The 24641-nt window shown below is 45.6% G+C and carries 17 protein-coding genes and 2 pseudogenes; 8 read left to right on the top strand and 11 right to left on the bottom strand.

What is annotated here, in order from left to right; translation table 11 throughout:
* Window positions 1-303 precede the first annotated feature (303 nt).
* Window positions 304-1551, top strand: coding sequence for a response regulator (locus QUA88_RS24025; protein ID WP_333055705.1), 1248 nt, complete (start codon window positions 304-306; stop codon window positions 1549-1551).
* A gap of 422 nt (window positions 1552-1973) precedes the next feature.
* Here the strand turns inward: QUA88_RS24025 and QUA88_RS24020 are convergent, their stop codons facing one another.
* From QUA88_RS24020 to QUA88_RS24005, 4 genes are all read right to left on the bottom strand, one after another.
* On the bottom strand, window positions 1974-3209 hold the full coding sequence (locus QUA88_RS24020; RefSeq protein ID WP_333274218.1) for a homoserine kinase: 1236 nt from the start codon (window positions 3207-3209) through the stop codon (window positions 1974-1976).
* Window positions 3210-3299: 90 nt separating this feature from the next.
* Window positions 3300-3794, bottom strand: a complete 495-nt coding sequence (locus tag QUA88_RS24015; protein ID WP_333055703.1) for a tetratricopeptide repeat protein — start codon at window positions 3792-3794, stop codon at window positions 3300-3302.
* A 3-nt stretch (window positions 3795-3797) separates the two neighbouring features.
* On the bottom strand, window positions 3798-4364 hold the full coding sequence (locus QUA88_RS24010; RefSeq protein WP_333055702.1) for a Uma2 family endonuclease: 567 nt from the start codon (window positions 4362-4364) through the stop codon (window positions 3798-3800).
* Window positions 4365-4586: 222 nt separating this feature from the next.
* Window positions 4587-5822, bottom strand: a complete 1236-nt coding sequence (locus tag QUA88_RS24005; RefSeq protein ID WP_333055701.1) for a VWA domain-containing protein — start codon at window positions 5820-5822, stop codon at window positions 4587-4589.
* Between the two features lie 405 nt (window positions 5823-6227).
* Here QUA88_RS24005 and QUA88_RS24000 point away from each other — a divergent pair, with 405 nt between their 5' ends.
* The 3 genes from QUA88_RS24000 (at window position 6228) to QUA88_RS23990 (ending at window position 8400) form a co-directional block, all read left to right on the top strand.
* Window positions 6228-6887 (top strand): ATP-dependent Clp protease proteolytic subunit, encoded by a 660-nt coding sequence (locus QUA88_RS24000; RefSeq protein ID WP_333055700.1) that lies wholly within the window; start codon window positions 6228-6230, stop codon window positions 6885-6887.
* A gap of 161 nt (window positions 6888-7048) precedes the next feature.
* Window positions 7049-7642, top strand: coding sequence for an ATP-dependent Clp protease proteolytic subunit (locus tag QUA88_RS23995; protein WP_333055699.1), 594 nt, complete (start codon window positions 7049-7051; stop codon window positions 7640-7642).
* Window positions 7643-7773: 131 nt separating this feature from the next.
* Window positions 7774-8400 carry a DnaJ domain-containing protein gene (locus tag QUA88_RS23990; RefSeq protein ID WP_333055698.1) on the top strand — a complete coding sequence of 209 codons (627 nt, stop codon included), beginning with the start codon at window positions 7774-7776 and terminating at the stop codon, window positions 8398-8400.
* Here the strand turns inward: QUA88_RS23990 and QUA88_RS23985 are convergent.
* Together QUA88_RS23985 and QUA88_RS23980 are read right to left on the bottom strand one after the other, a co-directional pair.
* On the bottom strand, window positions 8394-9323 hold the full coding sequence (locus tag QUA88_RS23985) for a serine/threonine-protein kinase (protein ID WP_333055697.1): 930 nt from the start codon (window positions 9321-9323) through the stop codon (window positions 8394-8396). The two genes, QUA88_RS23990 and QUA88_RS23985, sit on opposite strands and share 7 nt — an antisense overlap.
* Window positions 9324-9438: 115 nt before the next feature.
* Complete coding sequence (locus QUA88_RS23980; protein WP_333233796.1) at window positions 9439-9759, bottom strand: DUF7873 family protein; 321 nt, start codon at window positions 9757-9759, stop codon at window positions 9439-9441.
* Window positions 9760-10230: 471 nt separating this feature from the next.
* Here QUA88_RS23980 and QUA88_RS23975 point away from each other — a divergent pair, with 471 nt between their 5' ends.
* On the top strand, window positions 10231-10485 hold the full coding sequence (locus tag QUA88_RS23975; protein WP_333207675.1) for a hypothetical protein: 255 nt from the start codon (window positions 10231-10233) through the stop codon (window positions 10483-10485).
* Window positions 10486-10488: 3 nt separating this feature from the next.
* Here QUA88_RS23975 and QUA88_RS23970 read toward each other — a convergent pair whose 3' ends face one another.
* Window positions 10489-11382 carry an EI24 domain-containing protein gene (locus tag QUA88_RS23970; RefSeq protein ID WP_333260707.1) on the bottom strand — a complete coding sequence of 298 codons (894 nt, stop codon included), beginning with the start codon at window positions 11380-11382 and terminating at the stop codon, window positions 10489-10491.
* An 89-nt stretch (window positions 11383-11471) separates the two neighbouring features.
* On the opposite strand from QUA88_RS23970, the gene QUA88_RS23965 reads away from it, so the two are divergent.
* On the top strand, window positions 11472-12263 hold the full coding sequence (locus QUA88_RS23965; protein WP_333055691.1) for a 2-phosphosulfolactate phosphatase family protein: 792 nt from the start codon (window positions 11472-11474) through the stop codon (window positions 12261-12263).
* A 460-nt stretch (window positions 12264-12723) separates the two neighbouring features.
* Here QUA88_RS23965 and QUA88_RS23960 read toward each other — a convergent pair whose 3' ends face one another.
* Window positions 12724-14109: a lipid-A-disaccharide synthase-related protein gene (locus tag QUA88_RS23960; protein ID WP_333274211.1), complete on the bottom strand. Its 1386-nt coding sequence runs from the start codon at window positions 14107-14109 to the stop codon at window positions 12724-12726.
* A gap of 163 nt (window positions 14110-14272) precedes the next feature.
* Here QUA88_RS23960 and QUA88_RS23955 point away from each other — a divergent pair.
* Window positions 14273-14515 (top strand): annotated as a pseudogene (locus QUA88_RS23955) (Uma2 family endonuclease); the annotation flags it as partial.
* Window positions 14516-14684: 169 nt separating this feature from the next.
* Window positions 14685-15008: pseudogene (locus QUA88_RS23950) on the top strand (Uma2 family endonuclease); the annotation flags it as partial.
* Window positions 15009-15229: 221 nt separating this feature from the next.
* Here QUA88_RS23950 and QUA88_RS23945 read toward each other — a convergent pair.
* The 3 genes from QUA88_RS23945 to QUA88_RS23935 form a co-directional block, all read right to left on the bottom strand.
* A complete protein-coding gene (locus QUA88_RS23945) occupies window positions 15230-20425 on the bottom strand; it encodes a PAS domain S-box protein (protein WP_333274207.1) in 5196 nt (1731 codons plus the stop codon).
* 417 nt (window positions 20426-20842) lie between these two features.
* The gene (locus tag QUA88_RS23940) at window positions 20843-22135 is read right to left on the bottom strand and encodes an ATP-binding protein (protein ID WP_333055688.1); all 1293 of its coding nucleotides are present in this window, start codon (window positions 22133-22135) and stop codon (window positions 20843-20845) included.
* A 181-nt stretch (window positions 22136-22316) separates the two neighbouring features.
* A complete protein-coding gene (locus tag QUA88_RS23935; RefSeq protein ID WP_333274203.1) occupies window positions 22317-24635 on the bottom strand; it encodes a tetratricopeptide repeat protein in 2319 nt (772 codons plus the stop codon).
* Between the last annotated feature and the right edge of the window lie 6 nt (window positions 24636-24641).

The following is a 24641-nucleotide window of genomic DNA, read 5'->3' as shown; positions in this document are numbered from 1 at the left end:
GATTTTAGATTTTAGAATTGAAGCATTGACTTGCGCGAGATAAATACGTTCGGCAAGTTTCTCGGATACAGGTTTTTAATTTCTCCACGGATGAATCACGTGGCGGGTATCCTGGATGTTTTCGGTCATTACCAATTTTTTACTCTAAAATATAAAATCTAAAATGGTATGGGCTATTTTGGGTTTTGAGGGAGCGGGTATGGGCTGTTTTTTGATGTAATTGAACTATTTTGGAATTTTAAATCTGTCAGCGCAATTCTGGCGGTTGTATCCTAAAAAGTAATTTGTGGAGATGATAGAAGTATGGCAAAGATTCTGGCGATCGTCGCGGATACTGTGACTTTTCAAGTTGTGAAAGAGTTACTCAGCCAAGAGGGACATCAGGTGAGAGTCGTTTCCGACGACAAGGAGGGTTTAGACTTGGCGAAGGAATTGTCCCCCGATGCGATAATTTGCGACGGGACTTCGCGTCAAATCAACTTCTTGGAGGTGTGCCGGCTGGTGAAAGCCGAGCGAGAATTGGCGGCAGCCTATTTTATTCTGCTGACAACACCGGAGCAATTTGATGAAGTTCAAGCATTGGATGCGGCCTTTGACGATTTTCTGTTTAAACCGATAGTTAAGCAGGAATTATTGGCGCGGGTGCGCGCGTCTAAGCGATCGCACGAGTTGAGGGCGCGGTTGGAGTTAACCCAGCAAGAATTGGATCTGTCGCGCGATCGAATGCTGCAAAATGAAAAAATGTCTAGTTTGGGCGAATTGGTGTCTGGGATAGCCCACGAAATTAACAACCCCATTACTTTTATTTACAGCAATCTAACTCACGTCCAAAGCTACGCAGCCGATTTAATTGAACTGCTGCGATTGTATCAAAAAGAGCTAGTCAATCCCGGAGCGGAAATTATGCAAAAACAACAAGATATGGATGTGGAATTCGTTCTGGACGATTTATTGAAAATTGTGAGTTCCATGCGTACCGGGAGCGATCGCATCCGCCAAATAATTTTGTCGCTACAGGATTTTTCCCGCAGCGATCGATCGGGCTGGCAGTTATTTGATGTTTCCGACGGTTTAGAAAATACTCTGTTGTTGTTGCAGCACCGCTTGCCGGCTCGCGAGGGAAGGCGAGACATCAAGGTGATCAAACAATTCGGCAATTTGCCACAGATTGAGTGTTATGCAGGTCTGCTAAATCAAGCTTTTCTGAATATCATCAATCACGCGATCGATGCTTTGGAAGAGTCGGCTCAAGAGTTGGAGGAGTTGGAATCAATCAAATTTAAGCCCGTGATTTTGATAACCACTCAGGTAGTCGATGGTCAGCGAATTTCGATTGAGATTGCTGATAACGACATCGCACATAGCAAAGATATCACAGCCCAAATTTCCGATCCATTTTTGGCAGCAAAACCTGCGGAATCACCCATATCATCGGGACTTGCTCTCAGCTATCGGATAATTGTAGAGCAGCACAAAGGAGAGTTCAAGTGTTTTTCCGAACCGGGTAAAGGCACTAAAATTCAGATAGAGATTCCGCTGCGTCACAGTTAATTAGGAATGAGAATTAAATAACTTACAATGCGTGATGGTTCTTGTGGGATGGGCCTGAAAGCCCGTCCAGAAAGGGCGAGCTAAGAGTGCCCAACCCCTAGTCCCCACAAACTTGTGTAAATTATTTAATTCGCGATCCTTAATAGTATTTACCGTTGGTGGGGGCGGATTTTTGAGATTGTTGGTTTTAGCCTGAGATTATGGTGAATCCGCCCCTACAATGACTGCTTTTTTTTAAAGGTAAAATTTTGTAGAGGGAATGGCAGAAGTTATCGAGAAGAGACTTGAGTTGATCTTCCAGAGATTTGAAGGAGAGAGGAAGAGAATAGAAATATGAATAATTCCACGGAGAGGGGCAACGACGGGGGGTTGCCCCTACAAAACACGGTTATGTAGATGTTGTGTGTCTAGGAGTGAAATAACTAAAGGGAGACTTGCGCGCCTTGAGTATCGAGGGCGATCGCCCTTACATCAGCCTTTACCCCAAATTCCATCCAAGCAGCCGCCATCCCTTTCTCAACCGCATCAGCATTAGTAACATCCGTTAAAGCTAAAAGCGTTGGCCCCGCACCGCTAATTACCATTTCATAGGCCCCTGCATTCAGGGCAGCTTGCTGCACCGCTTCATATCCCTTAATCAGAGATTGCCGGTAAGGTTGGTGAATTTTGTCTTGGAGGGCGCAGCGCAGCCAGTTTTCATTGCCAGTTTCCAAAGCCCGCACTAGCAAACCGAGGTGTGCAGCATTAAAAATCGCGTCAGCCCGACTGTAATCTGCTGGCAAAACTTTGCGGGCTTCGGCTGTAGACAGTTCAAAATCTGGGATGGCTACCACCGGCACAACATTCGGATGCCAGGGAATATCGCAAATTTCCCAGGAACCCCCCCCCTGCCCCCCCTTGCTAAGGGGGGGTGATTGTGTGAGCCCCCCCTTAGCAAGGGGGGGTGATGGTAGAATTTCCGCATCTAAGGGTGATTGTTCTGTTAGCCCCGCTTCACGGAGAGAGAATTCTTCTCTTAGCCCCCCCTTACTAAGGGGAAGTTGTTCTCTTAGCCCCCCCTTACTAAGGGGGGGTTGGGGGGGTGCATTGCTAGCAGCTTCGGTAAGTGCGGGTGATTGTTCTGTTAGCCCCGCTTCACGGAGAGGGAATTCTTCTGTTAGCCCCCCCTTACTAAGGGGGGGTTGGGGGGGTGCATTGCTAGCAGCGAGGCGACATCCTCCCAGTAAAGCGGGGACAACGTTGTCGGGATGTCCTTCAAGTTCGATCGCCAATTGCATCACTTCCACCTGACTCAAAGGCGCACCGGCTAACTCATTTGCACCGACTAACCCACCGATAATAGCTGTGGCGGAACTTCCTAAACCTCTAGCCAGCGGCACTTGCATATCTATATGTATGGCTACGGGCGGCGGCGATTGGTTCAGGCGATCGTATAACTTTATAAATGCTTGATAAGCGAGATTGCTGTCATCTGTCTTGACTTTGGCGGCTTCAGAGCCTGTAACAGTAATTTTTAGTTTCTCGGTTGCTGAGGGTTCGAGTCGGGAGAATTGGAAGCGGTTGTAGAGGCTTAAAGCGGCGCCGATGCAGTCGAATCCTGGGCCTAAGTTGGCGGTTGTGGCGGGTACGGTGACGGTGACGGTGGAAGTTTCGAGCATTTTTTGAATAGTTAATTTGGAATGTTTAACCGCCGATGAATGCGGATGAACGCAGAGCGAAGGATATTATACTATGTTTTCAAAAGCACTCTATTTTTGCAGCATTTCAAGATGCTTGATGGCATCTTGATAATCGTTGGTATTGCCATCTTTTTGATATAGTTCGGCTGCTTTCTGATAATCAGCGATCGCCCCGTCTTTGTCTTCTAAGAACTCGCGGACTCTGGCGCGGTTGTAGTAGGCATCGCCGTAGTTGGGGTTGATTTCAATTGCGCGATCGAAATCTGCTTTAGCTGCTGGGTAATCTTTGAGATTGCGGCCGTGGATGATGCCGCGTTTGTTGTGGGCTTTGGCGTAGTTTGGGTTGAGGCGGATGGCTTCGGTGTAATCGGCGATCGCCCCTTGAATGTCTCCCGCCTCTGATTTGGCTAAAGCACTATTGAATAAATCTTCAGCAGGATTTTGAACAATCGTTTTTTGAGCTATTAATATTGCTGAGGATTTAGCAGAGACAGCAAGGGATATATTACCAAAGATAGTAAAGATTACTAGAGTAGCAATTAAATTGTAAAATGATGATTTCATAATTTAGGCAAAAATTTGAGCGACAGAACAACTAAAACCGGGCAACAAAGGCGAAGTTAGTTCATCATTGCTCAACAGCGTAGCAATGAGCCTTAAACTTGCTTGTTCCCTGCGATAAACTTCTATTTGCTGCAATTGCCAATTCACAACCCAGTATTCCTGCACTCCTCGCACTGAATAGAGTCTAAGTTTCAAATCTCGATCGCGTCTCTGATTGTCTGCACCGGGGGATAACACTTCAACAATTAACTCGGGTGCGGCGGTTAAATGGCCGGCTTCGTCTAGCAAGATAGCCAAGCGTTCATTACTCGCCCAAACTACATCAGGAATGACGTTATCAGCGTCCGTGAAAATAAGACCCGGATTGATGGCGGCTCGTCCCAAACCAGTAGACATCGACCAAGTATCAAGGCAAGAAAAAAATCTGCCACAAGTCTGTTGATGCCCCCAATGCGGTGCTCTAGTCATAAATAGCTCCCCATCAATAATTTCATAGCGATCGCCGTTATCGGGCAATAGTTCTAAATCGGCGGTAGTCCAGCGTACTTTATCAGATATTGTCTGGTTCATACAAGCACTCTTGATAGGTGATAGAAACATTCTAAACCATCGAGCTTCTTGTCGCTCCACAGCTTGAAACAATCCGGCTACACTGACTTTCGCTTTTTGCAGGCGAGACTCAGAATATTGAAACCCGCCTGGGCGCGGGTTTCGTTTTTGTAGGGGCGATTTCGCATCGCCAAATTGTCCGATCGCCCAATTTAAAATTATTGAAAATTTAAAATCGCGCGATTACTTCAAAATAGTTTTAGAAGCAATCCGAGTTTTCTTGCGATCGGCTTCACTCAATTGTTCGCCAGACTGCAAGCGAGTAGCAGAGGTTTGGAGCACAGTTGCGGCACTTTTATCGCCCATTTGCAGAGCAGTTTTAGCTGCAGTTTGCAGCATTGTCGCCGCACCGGCTCGATCGCCCTGTTGCAATCGGGTTTCGGCCAGTTGAGTTTGGCGGTATTTAGCCAAAGCTAAAATGTGCTGCTGCACCATTGGGTTAAGTGCCGGCTGATAAACTTTCACGACATTAGCGGAAAGTGCAACAGGATCGGAAAGCAAACCTTGGCCGACACTCGGATCGTCGTAGCGAATTTGCAATTGCCCGATCGCCTGTGTACCTTCGGGCAACTGTCCAATATAAATATTAGCCAAAACTACTCGCTCTATATCCTTCATTAAATCTCCCAGGCGTACCATAAAACGATCGCCCTCTTGCTGTACCGGTAATTCGATCGTATCCGGGGCAACTTGGGCGATCGGTTTGAGTTCGGCTAACCGTACTTTTGGCATCAGTGAAAATAGCAAATAAGCATTAGTCAAACCTACACCTTGGATGCGAGTAAATAGTTTGCTAAACTCGTCAACCGCATCTTCGGGACGCTGAATGTGAGCCAGAGCACCGCCACCAGCATCAGCAATCTTTTCCAAAATATCCTGGTTCCAGTTATCGCCAAATCCTAGAGAATTTAAAGTCATGTTGTAGTCGGCAGCCAATTTAGCCAACTTCAAACAGCGGCTGTCGTCGCCGTGTTCGTTTTCGCCGTCAGTCAGCAGAAACGCCTGAGATATAGCTTCTTTTTTGCCTTTGCCCAACTCTTCAATACCTAACTTAATGCCCTCATCAATTGCTGTGCCACCGGCCGATCGCAATTGCTCAATTTGCCGTTTAATACTGCTGGGGTCTCCCACAATTTGATTGGGGACGAGGACTTTGGCTTTATGATCGAAAGCCACCGCGCAAAAGCGATCCCCGGGCTTCAACCTGTCCAGCAACCGTCCGGCGGCTTGTTTGACTGTTTCCAAGGGGCGTCCGCCCATCGAACCGCTGTGGTCGAGAATCAGGCACAGGTTTAAGGGTACGCTGGAGTCGATCGAGCTTGCCGTCGCAGACACCGAAATCGCTAGCTGGCGCTGCGTTGAGGGCGCAGCAGCGTCAAGGTTAGGGTCGTTTAAAACCGGGAGCAAACTAACTTTCATGCGGGATACCTAAAGATTGCGTTAGTATTTCTTTAAGAATAGCTCCATCAGTTCAGGCAACATTTCGGTTATGTCAGGAACCTCAGCCTAAGTGCATGAGGCTTGTAAGAGATTCTTGCGAGCCGTCCTGACCAGCCTAAGACTTTCGAGGTCTACGTTTTTTGAGTCATGACACCCTGGGATGCGAAGCTAGTCCCCTGCCCTGTCATTTGCAGTTAAACAGTTTTAAGGTCACTGAAACAGTGCTGCAAGTTTAACAAGCTCTAAAAACATTGGCGAAGCTAACTTTACCCGTAAGGGAGTTTTGGAGAAGACCACATCTCCACGGAGGGGCAACCATACCCCTCCACCCCAATCCAATGTAAAGCCGTCCTAGAAGGACGGGGTTTCAGACTCATTTTTCTGATGAACACACCCATTAAAGCAGTGCAATCGCCATACTACGGGGAAGGGAACTCTCGGACGCCACCTCCCGATTTGCCATCCCTGTTGCTGAAGGAGCGGATCGTTTATCTGGGGATGCCTCTGGTGCCTGCGGTAACAGAACTGATTATTGCTGAACTGTTGTTCTTGCAGTACGAAGACCCCGAGAAGCCGATCAAAATCTACATCAACTCGACCGGCACTTCTGGTTACAGTGGCGAACCCGTCGGCTTTGAAACAGAAGCCTTCGCTATCTGCGATACGATCAGGTACATTAAGCCGCCCGTACACACTATTTGCCTCGGTTCGGCAATGGGGATGTCTGCGATGCTGTTAGCGGCTGGTACAAAAGGCTTTCGAGCGAGTTTGCCCCACGCTTCCATTGTGTTGCACCAACCCAAGGCTTACACGCGGGGTCAAGCAAGCGACATTCAAATTCGCGCTAAGGAAGTGCTGGCAAATAAAGCGACGATGCTTGATATTTTTGCAAGCTGTACTGGCCAACCGATCGAAAAGATTACTAAAGATATGGATCGGTTGCTGTACCTGACGCCCCAGGAAGCTAAAGAATACGGTTTGATCGATCGCGTTCTTGAAAGTTCTGAAGAATTGCCGAAACCGCTGCCGGCTGGAGTCCTCTAATTCGGTTAGGGGGTATTAGTTATTAGTTATTAGTTATTGGTTAGGGTTTATTGGTCATTATAACCACAAACTAAAAAACCGGAAATAACAACTAACAAATAACTAATAAACCATAACCAATTGCCCGATCACCAATTACCAACTAAACGGAGTTCCGAATTATGCCTATCGGTGTGCCAAAAGTTCCCTACAAGATGCCGGGGGGTTATGATACTCAGTGGATTAATATCTACGATCGCCTCTACCGGGAACGGATTATTTTCTTGGGCAGGGACGTTGACGATGAAATTGCCAATCAAATCATCGCTGTGATGCTCTATCTTGATTCGGAAGATTCAGGTAAGGATATTATTTTATACATCAATTCCCCAGGCGGGATGGTGTCGGCAGGCATGGCTATTTTTGATACCATGCAGCACATTAAATCAGACGTGGTGACGATTTGTGTGGGCTTGGCTGCTTCGATGGGTTCTTTCCTGTTAGCTGCCGGTGCGAAGGGGAAACGGTTAGCTTTGCCTCACTCGCGCATCATGATTCACCAGCCTTCTGGGGGCACGCGGGGACAAGCAACGGATATTCAGATTGAGGCCAAAGAGATTCTGCGACTGCGCCACCAACTCAACGGTATCTATGCTAAGAATACTGGCAAGCCGATCGAGAAAATCGAGAAGGACATGGATCGCGACTATTTCATGTCCGCTGAGGAAGCCAAGGAATACGGCTTGATTGACAGAGTGATCGAAGATCGTCCGTAAGTTATTTTTGCGCTACCGTAGTGCGGGCAAGCCTCGCACTACAACCCAGTTTTTCGGTAAATTTTGGCAGAATCTTTACATTGAAGGATTCTGCCATATTTAATGGTACTATCAACGCTCATTCATGCTAGATGGATATTGCAGATTATTACCGACAGTTAGGGCTGAGGTTAGGTGCGAGTTTATCGCAAGTTAAGACCTCTTATCGGCAGTTAGCGAGACAGTATCACCCCGATGTGAATCCGGGAAACGAACAGGCTAAAAATAAGTTTATTGCTATTACTGAGGCTTATAAGTTCCTGGTGAATGTTGCCCCCCACCATGTTGCGGAGTCGAAAGTTGCCAATTCCACTGTGCCGCCTAGTTCGACACCGCCGGATCGGGGGGTGAAAGCTCAACCGCAGGCAGTTAAGGTGACTCGAAAAGAGGCTGCGGTTCAATCTCATGCGGATCTGTCGGCGGTGGAACAAAAGTTAAAGCAAGATGCTTATGTTGAGTTGCAGCAGTTGCTGAAATATCACAGGTTCCCGCGGGCGATCGCCTTGATTGAGGGTTTGGCCCAGCGGGTTCCCGAAGATTTGGAGGTGCGTCAGTGGCAGGCGATCGCCTATCAGCGCTGGGGACGGCATTTGATCGGAGAAAAGCAGGTTGATAAGGCGAGAATTTATTTGAAAAAGGCTGTGAAAACTGACCCTCACAATCGGGCTTTGTGGGCGGAAGTTGAGCGGGATTTTCGCAGGTTGGAAGAGATTTATTGAAGCGATGTTGCGTCCCCCTTTTGCAGGGGGTCTGCGTCGTGAATTTTTAATTTTTCTAAAATAACTTGGGTATTTTCAGGTCTGTTTTCTGGTAGCGGTTCCATCAATTCGTCGATCGACTCTAGGAGTAACGGGTCAATATCTACAGCCTGGTTCCTCCAATTAATTTTACCAGTTTTTTCATTAACGGGAAAGTCGATCGGCTCTATGCCTGTTAATAAATGTACAAAAGTACGCCCTAGGGCAAAAAAGTCCGATCGCACGCCTGCTTTACCTAGAATTTGTTCCGGTGCAGCGTATCCAGCAGAACCTATGGGTGCGGTCTCTATCTCTGCTTCTGTGGCGGCGCCGAAGTCAATTAATCTCAATTTTCCATTGGCTTCAACCATCAGGTTGGATGGTTTAATATCCCGATGCACTACATGATATCTGTGGATTTCCTGCAAAATGTGAAGCATTTGTTGCAGCCAATCAAGGGCGAGCTTTTGAGAAACGTAGTGTTTTTTAGTTAATAATTCTGCCAAGTTTTCTCCGCTAATTTTTTCCATCACCAAACAAGACAATTTCTGGAAGTTCTGGGGGATTTTAATTGGGAAATAACCGTCTGGTTCGACTTGGGGAACAGATCCCTTTCCGGCCAGCCAAATCAAAACTCGCGCTTCTTGCTTGAACAAGCGAACTAAATCGGGGTTGTGGGCGTGTTTCAAGACTTTTAAAATTTTGACAGTGCCCCATTCGTTTTCCCCGGTTCCCAAATCTTCAACTTCAAAGATGTCTGTGGGGCGTGCGGGATTGGGCGATCGCACTGGTTTAAGGATGCGATAGCGATCGGCAATTAACAAATCCGTGCCACAAGCTTGACAATTTTGAGCAGCAGCAGGATTTTCGCGTTGTTCGCATTGAGGATTGATGCAGTAAATCATACCATTTTAGATTTTAGATTTTAGATTTTAGATTGGAAATGACGGACGCTGTATCGGTTTAGAGCTTGGTTTTGCATTTTTTTTTTGGGGAAGTCGTATCACTTTGATTGATAAATTACCATAAAACCCAGCAGTTCTGATCGTCTACAGTTATGTCAGCGCGGGCGCTACAATTTGTCCAATCTTTGGTTGCGGTTACGTCGAAGAGTTTGGTCAAAAATTCAGTCATTTTGCGGATAATCTCTTCGGCTTTGACTTCAACTTTTTTGGACTCTGGCGGCAGTTGTTCGCCTTCTTCGTCTTTGGGGCGGTATGTACGGGAGATTCCAGAAAGCACAGCGGGCTTCTGGAGTGCTTTTTGAGCTTCTGCGAGTTCTTGGACGGATCGGCTTTTGATGCCTTTTTCGATCGCAATAATCTGATTTAAGCGTGCCATTGTTCGATTTTATTGACGCTGAACTCATATCAAGCCGGGTTGATACTGATCATCAAATTGTTTATGCTGTGGCTTTTAGGGCTTTGATAACTCTCCCTCATCAGTACAAACCTCACGATCGTTCTTGAACCAAACTTGCTCATCATGTAGTATTCCATAATTCAATATAAATTACAAGCTTTTTTATCGGCGCGGTGCCAACAGAGCCCGTCGCTACCGTACTCAGCAATTTATATCTCAAAAACTCGGCAAACTCTCTAGCATCCTACCAAAGTGTAGCAAATATCACTCTTTATGAGCGCTGCGACTACCTCTTGAGATAGATGCGGAAATACCTCCCAGGGCGCGTTGTCATTTCGGGAAACATTTCTTAACATATAGATAACAAAGGGAATCCGAGGAGACACTAAAAATCCTTAAGCCCTTGGGGTGCCCGGTTAATCAAACTTTTCGCAAACAAGGGCTAAATTAATGAACAAGCAGCAAAACTCCGAAGTTTCAGCATTTTTGCCCATGCTCCAAAAAGGCATTTGGCTGTTTGGGATTCTCTCTTGGATATTCGGGCTGACAGATAGAAGTATTGCACTATTATCTGACGGATATTTGTCGGCGATCGATATTGTCCAGCTATTTACAGCATCATTTTTCTTCATTAGCTGGCTGTTTTTAAGCCCGTTTTTGGGCCTTAACTCCCAGAGTCAGCCGAAGGAAGAAGCATCTCCCTAGTTTTTAAGTTGTAATGTTAGTTTCTCGATCGCTCTTTCTTTCTTCGGGAGCAAAGCGGGCCGGCCAAATGCGATCGCAAAAAAACAAAGTTCCCGCCGTCACGCACAGCGGAATTGCCAACAAATTCAACAGCGGAATGCTCACCAAACCCAAACAAACCAAACCAAAACTCCCGCTGGCCGGCAAACTCGCCCAAATTATCTCCAACTTCTCCTGAAAAGGTCGCCTCCGCCTCTCCAAAGGTGCATCTAAAAAGTCCAAACAGACAATAGTCGCGCCCAAAGCTACGCCACCAAAACTGCTAAGAATAGAGCCGACACCAGGAATAAAATTTAGCAGCAGCAGGGGTATACCGACGCTCAACAAAATTTGTAGTTTTCGCAGTTCAAAGGCGATCGCCCTTTGAATATCGCCAAAACTACTCGCCAAATTCATTGGTGCTTCTGCGGGCAATTGACCGTTCCGCAGCAGTTCCAATTGTTCGGAAAGTTTGCCGTACCAGGGCGAACCTAAAATCACGCCAAACTGCACTAACAAAAATCCAATTATCAGCAAAAGTCCTGACACTAGGAGTACGCGCAGCAGCCAGCCGAAAGCAACTGTTAACACGCCGAGAAAGCTCAGCCAAGCGGGAAAACTCGCAATTAGAGCATTAAATCGGACGGACAAATCGGCAACTAAAACATCTATCCCAGCCAAACTAGGAAATAGCAAGCTTAAATAAAGACCAATACCAATTATAAAATTTAGCACCACGGGAACTAATACATAAGTCCACAGCTTGGGAGTTTGCAAAATCAGCGTGAAAGCTCGCAAAGGATAGGTGAAACCTGCCAGGAGTCCAATTGGTGCGGTAATGGCGGCGCGGGCGGGGTTTGAATTTAACTGTTTTGACATATTTTCTGCTTTTGAGGACTCGACTCTATTTTCTATCATCCATTTTCCATTATTATGACTGATGAGGATTTATCGCAGGTTGCCCAAAAGTGAAGCTTTTTATTTACCATACCCCGGAACTTACGCCAGCCGACAAAATGCCGGCTTGCGCGATCGCAGTTGATGTGCTGCGGGCGACTACGACAATGGCAACGGCCCTGAATAATGGGGCGGAAGCTGTCCAAGTTTTCAGCGACTTAGATAAGCTAATGGCAAGCAGCGAAAAATGGCCTGCTGATAAGCGGATTCGCGCTGGAGAGCGCGGCGGCGGGAAAGTTGACGGATTTGACATGGGGAATTCTCCTCTCGACTGCACGCCAGAAAAGGTGAGTGGGAAGCGAATTTTTATCAGCACAACTAATGGTACTCGCGCTCTGGAACGAGTGCAAGCTGCTGCAACTGTGTTAACGGCGGCTTTGATTAACCGCAAATCTGTGGTGCAGTTTTTGTTAAGTAAACGGCCGGAAACTATTTGGATTGTGGGTTCTGGTTGGGAAGGAAGTTATTCGTTGGAAGATACGGTTTGTGCTGGTGCGATCGCCCAAAGTCTCCTAGCAGAAAGCGGTATTCCTGCGAGCGATTTTGCTGGTAACGATGAAGTATTTGGGGCTATTGCTCTTTATCTCCACTGGCAAGATCGGTTGCACGAATTGTTGGAAAGAGCCAGTCACGGTCAGCGCCTCCTCGGTTTAGGTGTTATTGAAGATTTAAAATATTGCGCGCAAACGGATACTTTAGATGTGCTGCCGATGCAGCGAGAACCGGGAGTTTTGGTTAAGTCGGATTTTAAAATTCCTCAAGCTAATTTCTGGGATCAATCTTCGGAACAAACGGCGAATTAAATTTTTCTGCCAGTGGTGTAAGCTGTCGCGCATTTAAATTGTATATTCAGGGCGGGCGGGACGCTAGGGCCCCTACTCCCCACAAGACTTTGATTTTTTTTGACATACAATTTAAAGGCCGCAACAGCTTATTAGTAAGGTGCGCGGCCCTGCACACCTACTCGAACAACCACAATAAAATTGGTTTGCAGCATCGGAATGCAAGTCCTCATAAAAATCAGAGGACTTGCATTCCTCACTACAGACAACGGAAGTTAGTAGTTATATCATGTCCGGTCGATTACCCGGATTCCTGTAGGGGCGGGTTCACCAATAATATTTGCCAAAAACGGACAATCTCACAAACCCGCCCTGGCTTATGTATTATGGGCGATCCATCGGACATGATATTAGCGAACAAGATTTTTTTAAAGAAAGTAGAATTAAAGATATTTGGTAGGGACAAAACAATGTTTTGTCCCTAGTCTATTGCGGGCAATGGAGAATTGCTGAATTCACCGCCGAAGCGCTGAATTAAACACTCGGCAATTCTGGCTGCTGCACCGGGTTCTCCCATGCGGCGCCAGCCATTTTCAGCGATTAGCTGCAACCTGTCGGGGTCGCGGAGCAAAGACTGCACGGCACCGGCAACTTCGGCGGGATGTTTGACTAAAATTAATGACGGCCCTAACAGGCGACTTTGAGCTTCTGCAAAGGCGAAAGTAAATTGCGGGCCGTTTCCGGGAATGGCGATCGCCGGTTTTCCTAAACCTACAAATTGTTCTGTAGCGGTTCCGGCCATTGCTATTGCTAAATCGGCTTCGTACAAACAATCGTTAAAACTTTGCTGAGTCAAAATCATCGTGGCATTTCTCTGCACAAATGTCAGGGGCAATAGCAAATTAGGAGATTCTTTCCGAATTTCTCGAGCGCTGGAAACAGGAGGTCGCAAAATACTTGCTTCTGGCCGCTGCGTTCTAGTTTCCCCGTCTTGTCGCCAGCCGAAAAATTCTAAACTAGGTCGCAAAGCTTCTAAGTTTAACTCTGGAGAAATGGCTCCGAAAAATAACAATTTGCGATCGGCAAACAGCGATAAAATTCCGGCTACAGCCTCTACTATTAGCAGCCAATTAGCATAGGCTTCCGGCGCTCTAGAACCGGGAAGTAAGGTGATGATGAGCGATCGCTCGATTTCCCGAAACTCTGCGTCAGGGCCGTAAAAACCGGCGGGGTTTTCCGGTTCGAGTCCGTCCATCATCGGGTTTCCGAGATCGTAAGCGGGAATGCCCAGCTTTTGTAAGGTCTGGGCGGTGAGCGCGTCCCTGGCAAAAACGGCTCGACAGCGCGATCGAGTCATCAACCAGCGCTCCCAAGGCAAATAAACCGATCGCGACCAATTCCACCCACCGCTTACCCTGGATTTGCGAGCCAGAGGCCCGTCCTCGTCCCGCAAATAATACTCGGACTTGGCAGTACCGACAAAGGCATAGGGCGCGCCGCTGAGCCAAGCAAACAGCAGCGGTACAATATCCCCGCAGGCTAAAATAACGCCGTCTTGATTCCCAGACTGTTGTTGGGCCCGCACCCAAGCGCGGATGGCTTTAAACTGAGCGATGGTCAACTGCAGCAGGCCACCTTTGACATCGCGCAAAAATTCCCTTCTGTCCATGTAAATAAAGCCGCCCGAAGGCATTCGCTGCACCGGGCCGATGATGCGGGCGTTTTCTAGTTGAGCGAAAGCTTGCCCTTCACCCACTAGCGGAAACACGGCTAATTCTGGCGGATGCGGGTGCTGTTGCAGTTCCTGCAAGATGCGAAGGGCGATCGCGTCTTCTCCGTGGCCGTTACTGAGGCAAAGTAATTTCAATCCCAACTCTCTCAAAAACTGTCTCTGAATATATAGAAGCAAGATTAGCCCCAGGATGCAAGGTGGTAGAGCCGGATGTTGAAGTGAGTGGAGCGCCGATCGCACGAGTCCGGGACTTTTGGGTAAAATAGCAGATGAAACTCTATTTTATAGGTAAAATTGGATGGTAGAAACCCTGCCAAAATCTTTGACACTCCAAGAGTTTCTGAAGTTGCCAGAAACTCAACCAGCCAGCGAGTACATTGACGGTGAAATCATTCAAAAACCGATGCCTCAAGGCCAACATAGTGTCATTCAAGGCGAGTTGACAAGCGCTGCTAATGCTACTCTCAAACCTCAAAAGGTGGCGCGAGCATTTCCAGAACTACGGTGCATTTTTGGCGGTCGAGCGATCGTTCCCGACGTGACAAGCGAATTTCTTCATGTGGTACCCGCCACGTGATTTATCTCGCGCAAGTCAATCCAAAATCTCAAACTTGTGCGCTCGCGAAGTCGAAGTATCTAAAATCCTTGCGTCCCCCGAATTAATCTCGCGCAAGTCAATCCAAAATCTAAAATCTAAAATCTAAAATCGAATGACTGTATTCACTTGGGAACGCATTCCCCGTAAAGAAAATGGTGGTGTGGCAAATGTGTTTGCGATCGCCCCGGATTGGACAATTGAAATCCTCTCCCCCGACCAAAGCCAAACTAAAGTTACTAAAAATATTTTATATTGTCTCAAACATGGAACTCAAATCGGTTGGTTAATCGATCCAGAGGAGCGATCGGTTTTTGTATATCGGCCGACTCAATCAACGGAGGTGTTTGACGAACCGGAACAGTTATTGCCCGTGCCATCTTTTGCCATGGAATTGCAACTGACAGTAGGAGAATTATTTGGTTGGCTATTAGAGTGAGATCGTGTCCGATCGAGCGATCGCACATGATATAACTACTGACCACTGACCACTGACTACTGACCGAAAGCATCCAGGATACCCGCCACGTGATTCATCCGTCCAGAAATAAAAAACCTGTATCCGATAAAGGAGCCGCCGAATTTATCTCGCGCAAGTCAATACTTCAATTCTTTAATCTAAAATCTAAAATCTAAAATCTAAAATCGATTGACTACTGCCTACTGACCATCGATATATTGCTTTAAAATATTCCGAATTTGTTTGAGCTGAAATCCCTTAGCAAGTTGGCGCAGCTTCGAGACAAACGGCATTAAATTAGGTTCTAAACTCTCCAGCTTAGCACTCTCATCAAAAATTTCTTCAATGTCGCCCATAGCTGCGAGTTTCAAAAGTTTTACTACCGACTCAGAAGCCGCAGGTAACAGAGAAGAATAAGCAGGAAAATCAGAGGCTGGTGACAAACTGGGAGGTTTGCGCTTTTTGTTTTCCGAAGATTCCCCATAAATCCATTCTAGTCCCAAACGCAGGCGCAACTGTTCCAAAAAGTGATTTGCTTCGATCGGTTTGGGAAGAAAAGCATCGTACCCTGCGAGGATGCTATCTTGCTGCGTAGCCTCGAAAACGCTAGCTGACATAGCGATTAACACAACATCTTTTACTTCCGGCAACTGCCGCAGTCTTCTTGCCGTTTCTAAGCCATCCATTACAGGCATCCGCAAGTCCATTAAAATGACATCCGGTTGAAATTCAACTGTTTTGTAGAGGCATTCTTGGCCGTTTTGGGCTTCTGCCACATCAAATCCTAAACGTCGCAGCAGCCTGGACAACAAATCGCGATTCTGTTGATTGTCATCCACTATTAACACCTTCCGCTTGTTGCCGATAAAACCGACCAGCCAGCGTTTTTCCTGCAAAGGAGACACCTCCAAGTACCGTTTAGCTGCTGGCAATTCTAAATCTACCCAAAAAGTGCTGCCTTTTCCCAAAGTGCTGTGGACGCGAATTTCGGCACCCATTAGTTTCGCTAATTTCTGGCTAATCGAGAGTCCGAGACCTGTACCTTCAACAAATGTATTGCCTCCTACTTGGTGGAATGGCAAAAATATTTCTTCTAACTTGCTTTGCTCTATTCCCGTGCCGGTATCCTCGACTTGAAAGCGGATTTTTAAAGCGTGTTTGGCTGCGATCGGATTGTGGGAAAAGCGCATATAATTTTGTTTTAGTTCCGAGCTCAAAGTCGAGAACTCATAATTGTCTCCTTGCCCTCGACTCCAGGCCTCTGTGCCGACATAGCCGACTTTAAAAGTCACACCGCCGCTGTTAGTAAACTTAACCGCATTGCTGAGTAAATTTATGAGAATTTGGCGCAATCTTTTTGGATCTACACGAACGCAGCTAGGGAGGGGAGAGACTTGTTCGTAATGGAATAAAATTTCTTTTTGCGAAGCTCGCATCTGAAAGAGATCTGCAATGTTTTTCGTGAAATTTAGAAAATTCAACTCTTCCGGGTAGAGTTCCATTTTTCTAGCTTCAATTTTGGAAAGATCTAAAACATCGTCGATTAACATCAGCAGGTGTTGACCGCACTGTTGAATATTGCTGAGACTTTCTTGCTGATCTGAGCTTAAGTCTTTGTCGGTTTTGAGGATTTGAGCGTAACCTAAAACGCCGTTTAAAGGCGTGCGTAGTTCGTGGCTCATATTGGCCAGAAATTCGCTTTTGGCGCGGTTGGCGCTTTCAGCAGCTAATGCAGCTTGTTGGAGGGCAGATTCTGCAAGTTTGCGATCGACAATTTCCGTTTGTGCTTGTTGAAATAGCGTCGATTGCTGAATCGCGATCGCCAATTGCACGCACAATTGCCGGAGAGATTCTATTTCTGAGGAATCCCAGGGACGGGGGCCCCTGCAATCCTGGGCTATCAGCAGTCCCCAGAGCTGATTTTCTGCCGTCGGTTGGGTCTGGGAAATGCTTTCTCGTGCTTTTAAAATTGGTACTATTAAGTTAGCTTTTACTTCAATTTTTTCGAGAAATTTCATGTGGCATTCCGTCAAATTTTCCCGGTAAATATCTTCCATTGATCTAATACCGCCTTGCTGATAAACTTCAACAAATTTCTCTTTAAAACAGCCATCAATATTGTTAAAATTTAGCAGCGAAATTCTATCTTTTGCCACGGATTCCACAACAACAAAGCCGCTCCAGTCGGGATTAAAGCGGTAAATAACTGTGCGGTCTGTTTGCAAAAATTGCCGCACTTGTTTGACAGCAGTTGTCAGGACTTCTTCTAAATTTAGGGAGGAGCGAATGCGATCGAGCATGGCAACTACTAGCCGTTCTCGCCTTAATTGCTGCTGCAGGATCATCTCCGCTTGTTTGCGTTCGGTGATGTCGGTAATTACTCCCACTAACCCGATTAAATGACCAGTTTCATCTTTAATGCCGTCGGCGCGAAATAAAGTTGTTACCAGTTCGTTGTTTTTAGTGTTGATTTTGAGTTCGCCTTGCCAAGATTTGCCTTTACGGAGCGTTTTAAACATTTCTAGCAGCACTTTAGTTTGAGGATAAATTGCTGTTAATCCGCCTGCTGTGTTTAGTTCTTCTGCTGTGTAGCCGTACTGTTGAACAAAGGCTTGATTGTGGTAGAGCGATCGCCCTGTCAAGTCAGCAATGCCGATCGCATCGCTGGTGCTTTCCACCGCTTGAGTAACTCGCAGCAAATCTAATTCTGCTTGTTTGCGATCGCTAATATCAGTAATAGTGCCGATATAGCCTTTAATTTCCTGCTTGTCTCCGATTTCTGCAATTGCCTGACCGATCACCCAAATTACCCGACCGTCTGGACGCTGAAATCGGTATTCTGATTTAAAAGGAATTGTATCAATAATTGAGCTATGCCATTCATTTTTTACCCGATCCACATCATCGGGATGTATGGCATTCATCCAGCCAATTTCTGCTGCTAATTCTGCGTTTAATCCCGTAATTTCGCTCCACCGTTGATTCACATAAAGACAATTTCCAAATGTGTCAGTGTGAAATATGCAAACTGGCGATGCTTCTGCTAAAGTTTGGTAGCGGCGCTGGCTCGATCGCAGGGCTGATTCTACCTGTTTTCTATTAGTTATATCGCGGACTATAGAAATAATTTCGCCACCGACAAGCATTGTCAGCGACAATTCTTGAGGAAACTTAGTACCGTCACGGCGCTGACCAGTCGCTTCTATATTGCAGTACCCTTTTTGCAGAAGCATCGGCATTATTTGTAATTCAAAAAATATATTTTCTGCTTTGCTGTAGAGCATTTTCCATTTCTTGCCATACATTTCGCTAGGGCTAGCCAAGCCGTACATTTTGAGATAAGCTTCGTTGGAATAAATACATTCTTTATTATTATTAAAAATAGCGATGCCGTCATAAGCAGCGGCCATTGCTACTGCTTGTCGCTGGAGTTGGGACTCTGCTTGTTTACGAGAGGTAATGTCGTGACCGACTGAGTAGATTAAACCTTCTTCGCTAAATGGCGATGCCGTCCACAGGAAGTATTTGTAAGAACCGTCTTTGCAGATGTAGCGGTTTTCAAAGGATATACTGGACGTACCCGCTATTAGTTTTGCTCCTTCGGCAGCAGTGACTTTTCGATCGTCTGGATGAACAAAATCGATCATTGGCTTGGCAAACAATTCACTAATACTGTACCCTAAAGCTGTTGACCAAGCTGGGTTTAAACGTTTAAAACGACCATCAAAACCTACAATACAAAGCAAGTCTAAGGAGATAGTGAAAAAACGATCGCGCTCTGTTTGTGCCTGCTTTAATTCAGTGATATCCATCACTAAACCGTCCCAGAGAATATCGCCTTCGCTGCCAGATTTGCTTTCATTAGTGAGCCTTTCTGGTCTCGCAGCTCCTTGCAGCCACTTAACTTTTCCAGATGGCAAAGTCTGTCGCCACTGCTGCTGCCAAGGTTCCAGCGTAGTGGCTGAAATTGCCATTGATGCTTTTAAATCTAAGAGGTCGTCTGGGTGAATTCCATTGGAAATCAGTTCCGCATTTTGCTCTATTGCTTCTGCCTCTAATTCGTAGAGTTGGCTACTGCCTGAAGAAATGTAAGGGAAAGACATTTTTCCAGTTGCTGACATTCGTAATTGATAAATTATTCCCGGCAGGTTAGCTACCAATTTTTGAAAGCGAGCTTCGCTTTGTTCCAGGGCTTTTTGTTGCTGTCTGTATTCGGTAAAATCTCTAATTGTACCCACTATTACTTTACTGCCGTCTGCTATTTGGAAGACGCTTTTTTTGGTAGAAATTATGTGTTCTTTTCCGGCAGAGTCTGTGAAGCTTTCTTCGGTTTCCAAGCAGATACCCGTTGTCAATACTTCTTCATCTTTTGTCCAAAAAACAGCAGCTTCTGATGGGGGGAAAAAGTCATAATCTGATTTGCCGAGCAGTTCTTGCCGCGATTTGCCGACCAACTGACAAAAAGCATCATTTAATATCATCCAGCGGTGTTGCTCGTCTTTGACAAAAATTGGGTCTGGCGTAGCATTTATGGTGTGGTTTAAAAATTCTTCTGATGCTCTCAGTTTGGCTTCGTAGCGGTAGCGATCGCTCACGTCCAACACTACTTCTATTATCCGGTCGATAGACCTGTCCAGGCGGCGGATGCAGCGCAGGGAAACTCGCGTGTGAACTATTTCGCCATTTTTTCTGAGCAACCTTTTGTCTAAGATGTAACCGTCGCTCCTACCTGCTAACATCTGAGAAAAATTTTCACAATTAGCCTCCAAATCTTCTGGATGAGTCAACTCTAGCCAATTATTTTGCACGAGTTCGTAGCGCTCATAGCCCAGCAAATTGCACAGGGCATCGTTAACTTCTATCCAGTGGCAATTTAGAGGAATTTCGCTGTCAATAATTGGAGCGATGATGGCAATGCCGATCAGGGAATTTTCCACCACCGAGCGATATTTTTCTTCACTTTTTCGCAAAGCATCTTGACTGTTTTGGCGTTCTATGGCGTAGCGGAGCGATCGAATTAACAGTTCGCTGTCGATTTTTCTTTTTACCAAATAATCCTGTACGCCGACAGAAATCAACCGCAGGGCAAGTTCTTCGTCGTTTTGGGCGGTCAGAACTACGATCGGCACATTTACCCCGTACTCTTGTACCCGAGCAACCGTCTCGATTCCCCGACTATCTGGCAATGAAAGGTCTAATAAAATTATGTCAAAAGTTTCTTGATTCAATCGCTGCTGCGCTTCGCTGAGGCGCTCTACTTTCGTCAGCACTATACGCTGCGCGCCGCCTATTTCTGACAGCAAATCTTCAATCAGCTCAGCTTCATGAGGGTTGTCTTCTACTAACAGAACTTTAAAGCAGATAGGAGGCAAAGCTAAGTTAAAAACTGCTTTCATAATATTTGTTAATCAAGAAAATATTAAAATAACTGGAATTTTACCTTTTATTTTCCGGGCAGTCATTCAATTCCACGTACACATACATCGATCGTCAGATTCGGGGAGGGTAAGCAATCTTTACAAATAATATGTTTAATAAGTAAAATTATATCACGCACCAACTAGACTGTCAACGGAAAAGAAGTTTTATTCTAAATTGCCATTTATACCAATTAAAACAATGAATGCAACTGTAGCCCATATCCCCACCCCGATACTCACACTCCTTACCAACAATTATTTAATGTTTTTATCTCCCCCTATTATTTTTTTTGATTTCTACATTATATATTCGATGTAACACATTTTAAGAATAGAGAAAGTGATTAATTTTGCCAAGATTATAGCTTATACATTGGCGAAACTATACCTCAATTAAGCGAGAGTAAAGTAAAAAATTGAACCTTGCTCCGGTTCCGATTCCACCCAGATAGATCCGCCGTGAAGTTCCACAATTTTTTGACAAATTGCTAAACCAATACCAGTCCCAGAATATTCTCTTTGAGTGTGCAAGCGCTGAAAAATTTGAAAGATACGTGTTTGATGCTGTGGAGCAATCCCAATTCCATTATCTGAGACAGAAATTAACCAGTTTTCCTCCTGTTTGCAAGCGGTAATATGAACCACAGGCGTTGCATCGTGGCGATATTTAATCGCATTGCTGACTAAATTTTGAAATAGTTGTACGAGTTGAGAAATATCCCCCATTACCGCGGGTAATTCACTGTAGGTGACAACGGCTTTAGTCTCGCGGATCGCCCCTTGCAGGTTCGCGAGTGCTTGCTCGACTGCATGATTGCAATCTGTCAGTTGAAAAGGTTTCCGACTCCTGCCAACGCGGGAATATTCGAGTAAATCGTCAATTAAAGTTTGCATTCTGGTGCAGCCCTGAACGATATTGCCGATAAACTTACTACCTTGGCTGTCGAGTTGGTCTTTGTAGCGTTTTTCTAAAAGTTGAGCGTAACTAGCAATGGTTGCTAAAGGCGCTTGCAAGTCATGAGAAGCCACATAAGCAAATTGTTCTAGTTCTGCATTTGAACGCGCCAATTCTTGGTTAGATTTTAATAGAGCAGATTCGGCGCGCTGGCGGTGGGATATCTCTTGCTGGAGTACCAAATTTTGCTCTTGCAGAGCTTTTTCAACGGCGCGACGGGTGCTGATTTCTTGTTGCAAAATTTGGTTTTTCTCCTGAAGAGTTTTTTCCACTGCTAATCGGCTCGTAATTTCTTCTTGCAGCAGCATATTTTGTTCTTTTAGCTGCTTTTGTAAATTCCGCAGGCTGAGGTGACTTTCGATGCGGGCCAGCACTTCTTCAAACTGAAATGGCTTGCTGATATAGTCAACAGCTCCCACAGCAAATGCGTTTACTTTGTCAAATACTTCATCTTTAGCGCTGATAAAAATTACCGGAATTTCGCGAGTTTTAGGTTCTAATTTCAAATGCTGACAAACTTCGTAACCGTTCATTTCCGGCATCATTATGTCGAGCAAAATCAAATCTGGTGGATTAGAATTGCACGCTCTCAAAGCCATTTTTCCGTTAATCACGCAGCGGGGGGTGTATCCTCTCTGAGTCAACATCGTAGACAACAGACGCAGGTTTTCTGCTGTATCGTCTACTACTAAAATGTTTCCTAGTGGCGTCTCTGGTTGCTGATTGTTCATTGATTATTTCCCTGTTCCTGTTTTCTTCACAAAAATGTGGGCAGCTATTTTATTTAGGATTTACGGAAAACACCCGGTTTCTAGTAGGAATATCGAGAAAGAAAATGAGGAACCCGCTCCTAAACCGGGTGTTTAGCCGTTTGTGCACAAGCAAGTCCTGTTATTGTTCGTTTAGCAATCCTCAAATCCCCAGCAGCAGAGTCAGAGCATTATTGTCCCAAGTCAATCCTTTATCTAAAACCTTAAATCCCGCGACTTCGCACATAGCTTCTAAAGCATTAGCTGTAGGTAGCCACCAGCACGCCGCAAAATTGTCCATGTCAAAAACTGCTTTTTCAGTTATCCCTATAAGTGCGTTGTTGTTGATGTATGGCCGCCAATAAGCTGTTAAAATAGCTCGTTCAGCGTCGTCCAAAGCTGGAATAAACATTACTCCAGAAGGCGGAATTTCATAGCGTCCTAACTCATTCTCTATAACTTCTTGGGTAATAGCTGAAGTGAAAATTAAATGCTCGCGAGTTATCTGACGCAAGGCAACTAAAATCTGCAACGGATGGGGGTGATGGTACAAAACTCCTGCACAGTGAACTACATCGTAAGGTTCGCCAATGTCTGCAAGTTGAATCTGAGTGATATCTTGATTGATACAGTGATAATTAGCAATATTTAAACTTGTCATGCGATCGTGAAAATCTTGCCACCAGTGGAGGGATGCCGGCATGGCATCAATCATTGTCAGAGAAACTGCACCGTATTTGCTAGCTACAGATACTTTTTCGCTGACAGTTCCCCACAAGCCGCCGACTTCTGCAAAAGTCTTGCCTTTGACTACTCTGGCAATGTAGCGATCGCGAATATCCTTAGCCTCTAACTCTAATAATAGAGTAGATTCCCCTGTTTGACGCTGTTTTTCTAAAATCTCCTCTAATTTTTGGGATATTTCTGGATCTTTGGGTCTAATTTCTAATGCCATCAAGTACAACATTATGGCTTCGTTAAGCCGATCGCTCTCAGCAAACTTTTGGGCTATTTCGCAGTAAAATTCAGGAGCGTGCAGCGGCTGCATTTCGTGGTGATAGTAGCTAGTTGCTACATCTGAATCTACCGGAGTTCTTTTAGTTAGAGCCTCACCTAATTTTATGTAAATTTTCGGGAGGGACGGCTCGATTTGAAGCGCACAAAGGTAGGCGGAAACAGCATCGTTCCATGCGTGATTTCCACTCAAAGCATCGCCTAAATTGTAATAAGACCAAGAAATAGTGGGATTAAGTTCAATAGCACGTTGGTAAGCGGTAGCTGCGGCTTTCCACTGTTGGGTTTTTAACAGCGCTGCTCCTAAATTGTGGTAAGTCCAAGAGAATTCTGGATTGAGTGCGATCGCCCGCCGATAAGCGAGTGTTGCGGCTTCAAACTTTTGAAGTTGAACTAAAGTCAAAGCTAAGTTATAATGAGACCAAAATAAATCCGCATTTAGTGCGATCGCCTGTTCGTATGCAGCCTCAGCTTCCGACAATTTTTCTAGTTTAACAAGAGCATCTCCTAACTGGTGAAAAGCTGCAAAAAAATTCGGATCTAATTCAGTAGCGCGCTGGTAAGCTGCGGCGGATTCCGACCATTCTTCTAATCGATCGCAAGCTACACCGATGCTGTAGTAAGACCAAGAATAATCCGGGTTAATTTCCACCGCCGTGCGGTAGGCGATCGCAGCTTCTTGCCATTTTTCTAAATTGAGCAGCACGCTGCCTAAGTTGTAGTATGACAAAAAAGAATTGGGATTTAAATCAATACTTTTTCGGTAGGCTGCCTCCGCTTCGCGCCAGAGTTCCTTAGCTTGCAAAACATTGCCTAATTTGTAATGAAAATCAGAAATCTCCGGCTGGAGTTGAATAGCTTTGCGGTAGTTAACAATAGCTTCGTCCCACTGCTTTAGCTCGCTAGCAGCTTCTGCTAATTGGCAGTAAGCTTCGCAAAAGCTGGGGTTTAAATAAATCGTGCGGTGGTAACAAGTCAGCGCTTTTTCTGGCTTGTTTTGCGCCAACAAAGTATTACCTAAATCGAGATATTCTTCTGCTATCTCTATCGGTTCCACCATGAGTGCTTGATACCAACAATCTGCTGCTTCTTCAGCTTGACCGACTTGGGTAAATATCCGGCTCAAATTACGGTAAAATCCTGCAAAGTTTGGTTGCAGGGAGATGGCTTTTTGGTAACAGGCGATCGCCTCTTGCCACTGTTCCCAAGTAGCACAGAGAGTGCCTAGGTTAGCAAAAGCTTCGGCAAAATCGGGTTGCAGGGCGATCGCAACTTTATACCAATACCTTGCGTCTTCTAGTTTACCCTGAGCTTGCAGCGCCTTTCCCAAGGTCTTGCAAGTCTCTGCTGAATTGGGTTCAGATGCCAAAATTTGTTGGCAAAGTGCGATCGCCCGATCGAAGTTCCCTGTAGCCAAATAAATTTCTGCCTGCTGCTGGAAATTCACTTGCACTGTTTCTGAATTCATTTTTTA

Origin of the sequence: Microcoleus sp. D3_18_C2 (assembly GCF_036702395.1) — a bacterium.
GTDB lineage: Bacteria > Cyanobacteriota > Cyanobacteriia > Cyanobacteriales > Microcoleaceae > Microcoleus.
The sequence above is the reverse complement of the archived record's forward strand: the minus strand, read 5'-3'. Positions and strand labels throughout refer to the sequence as shown.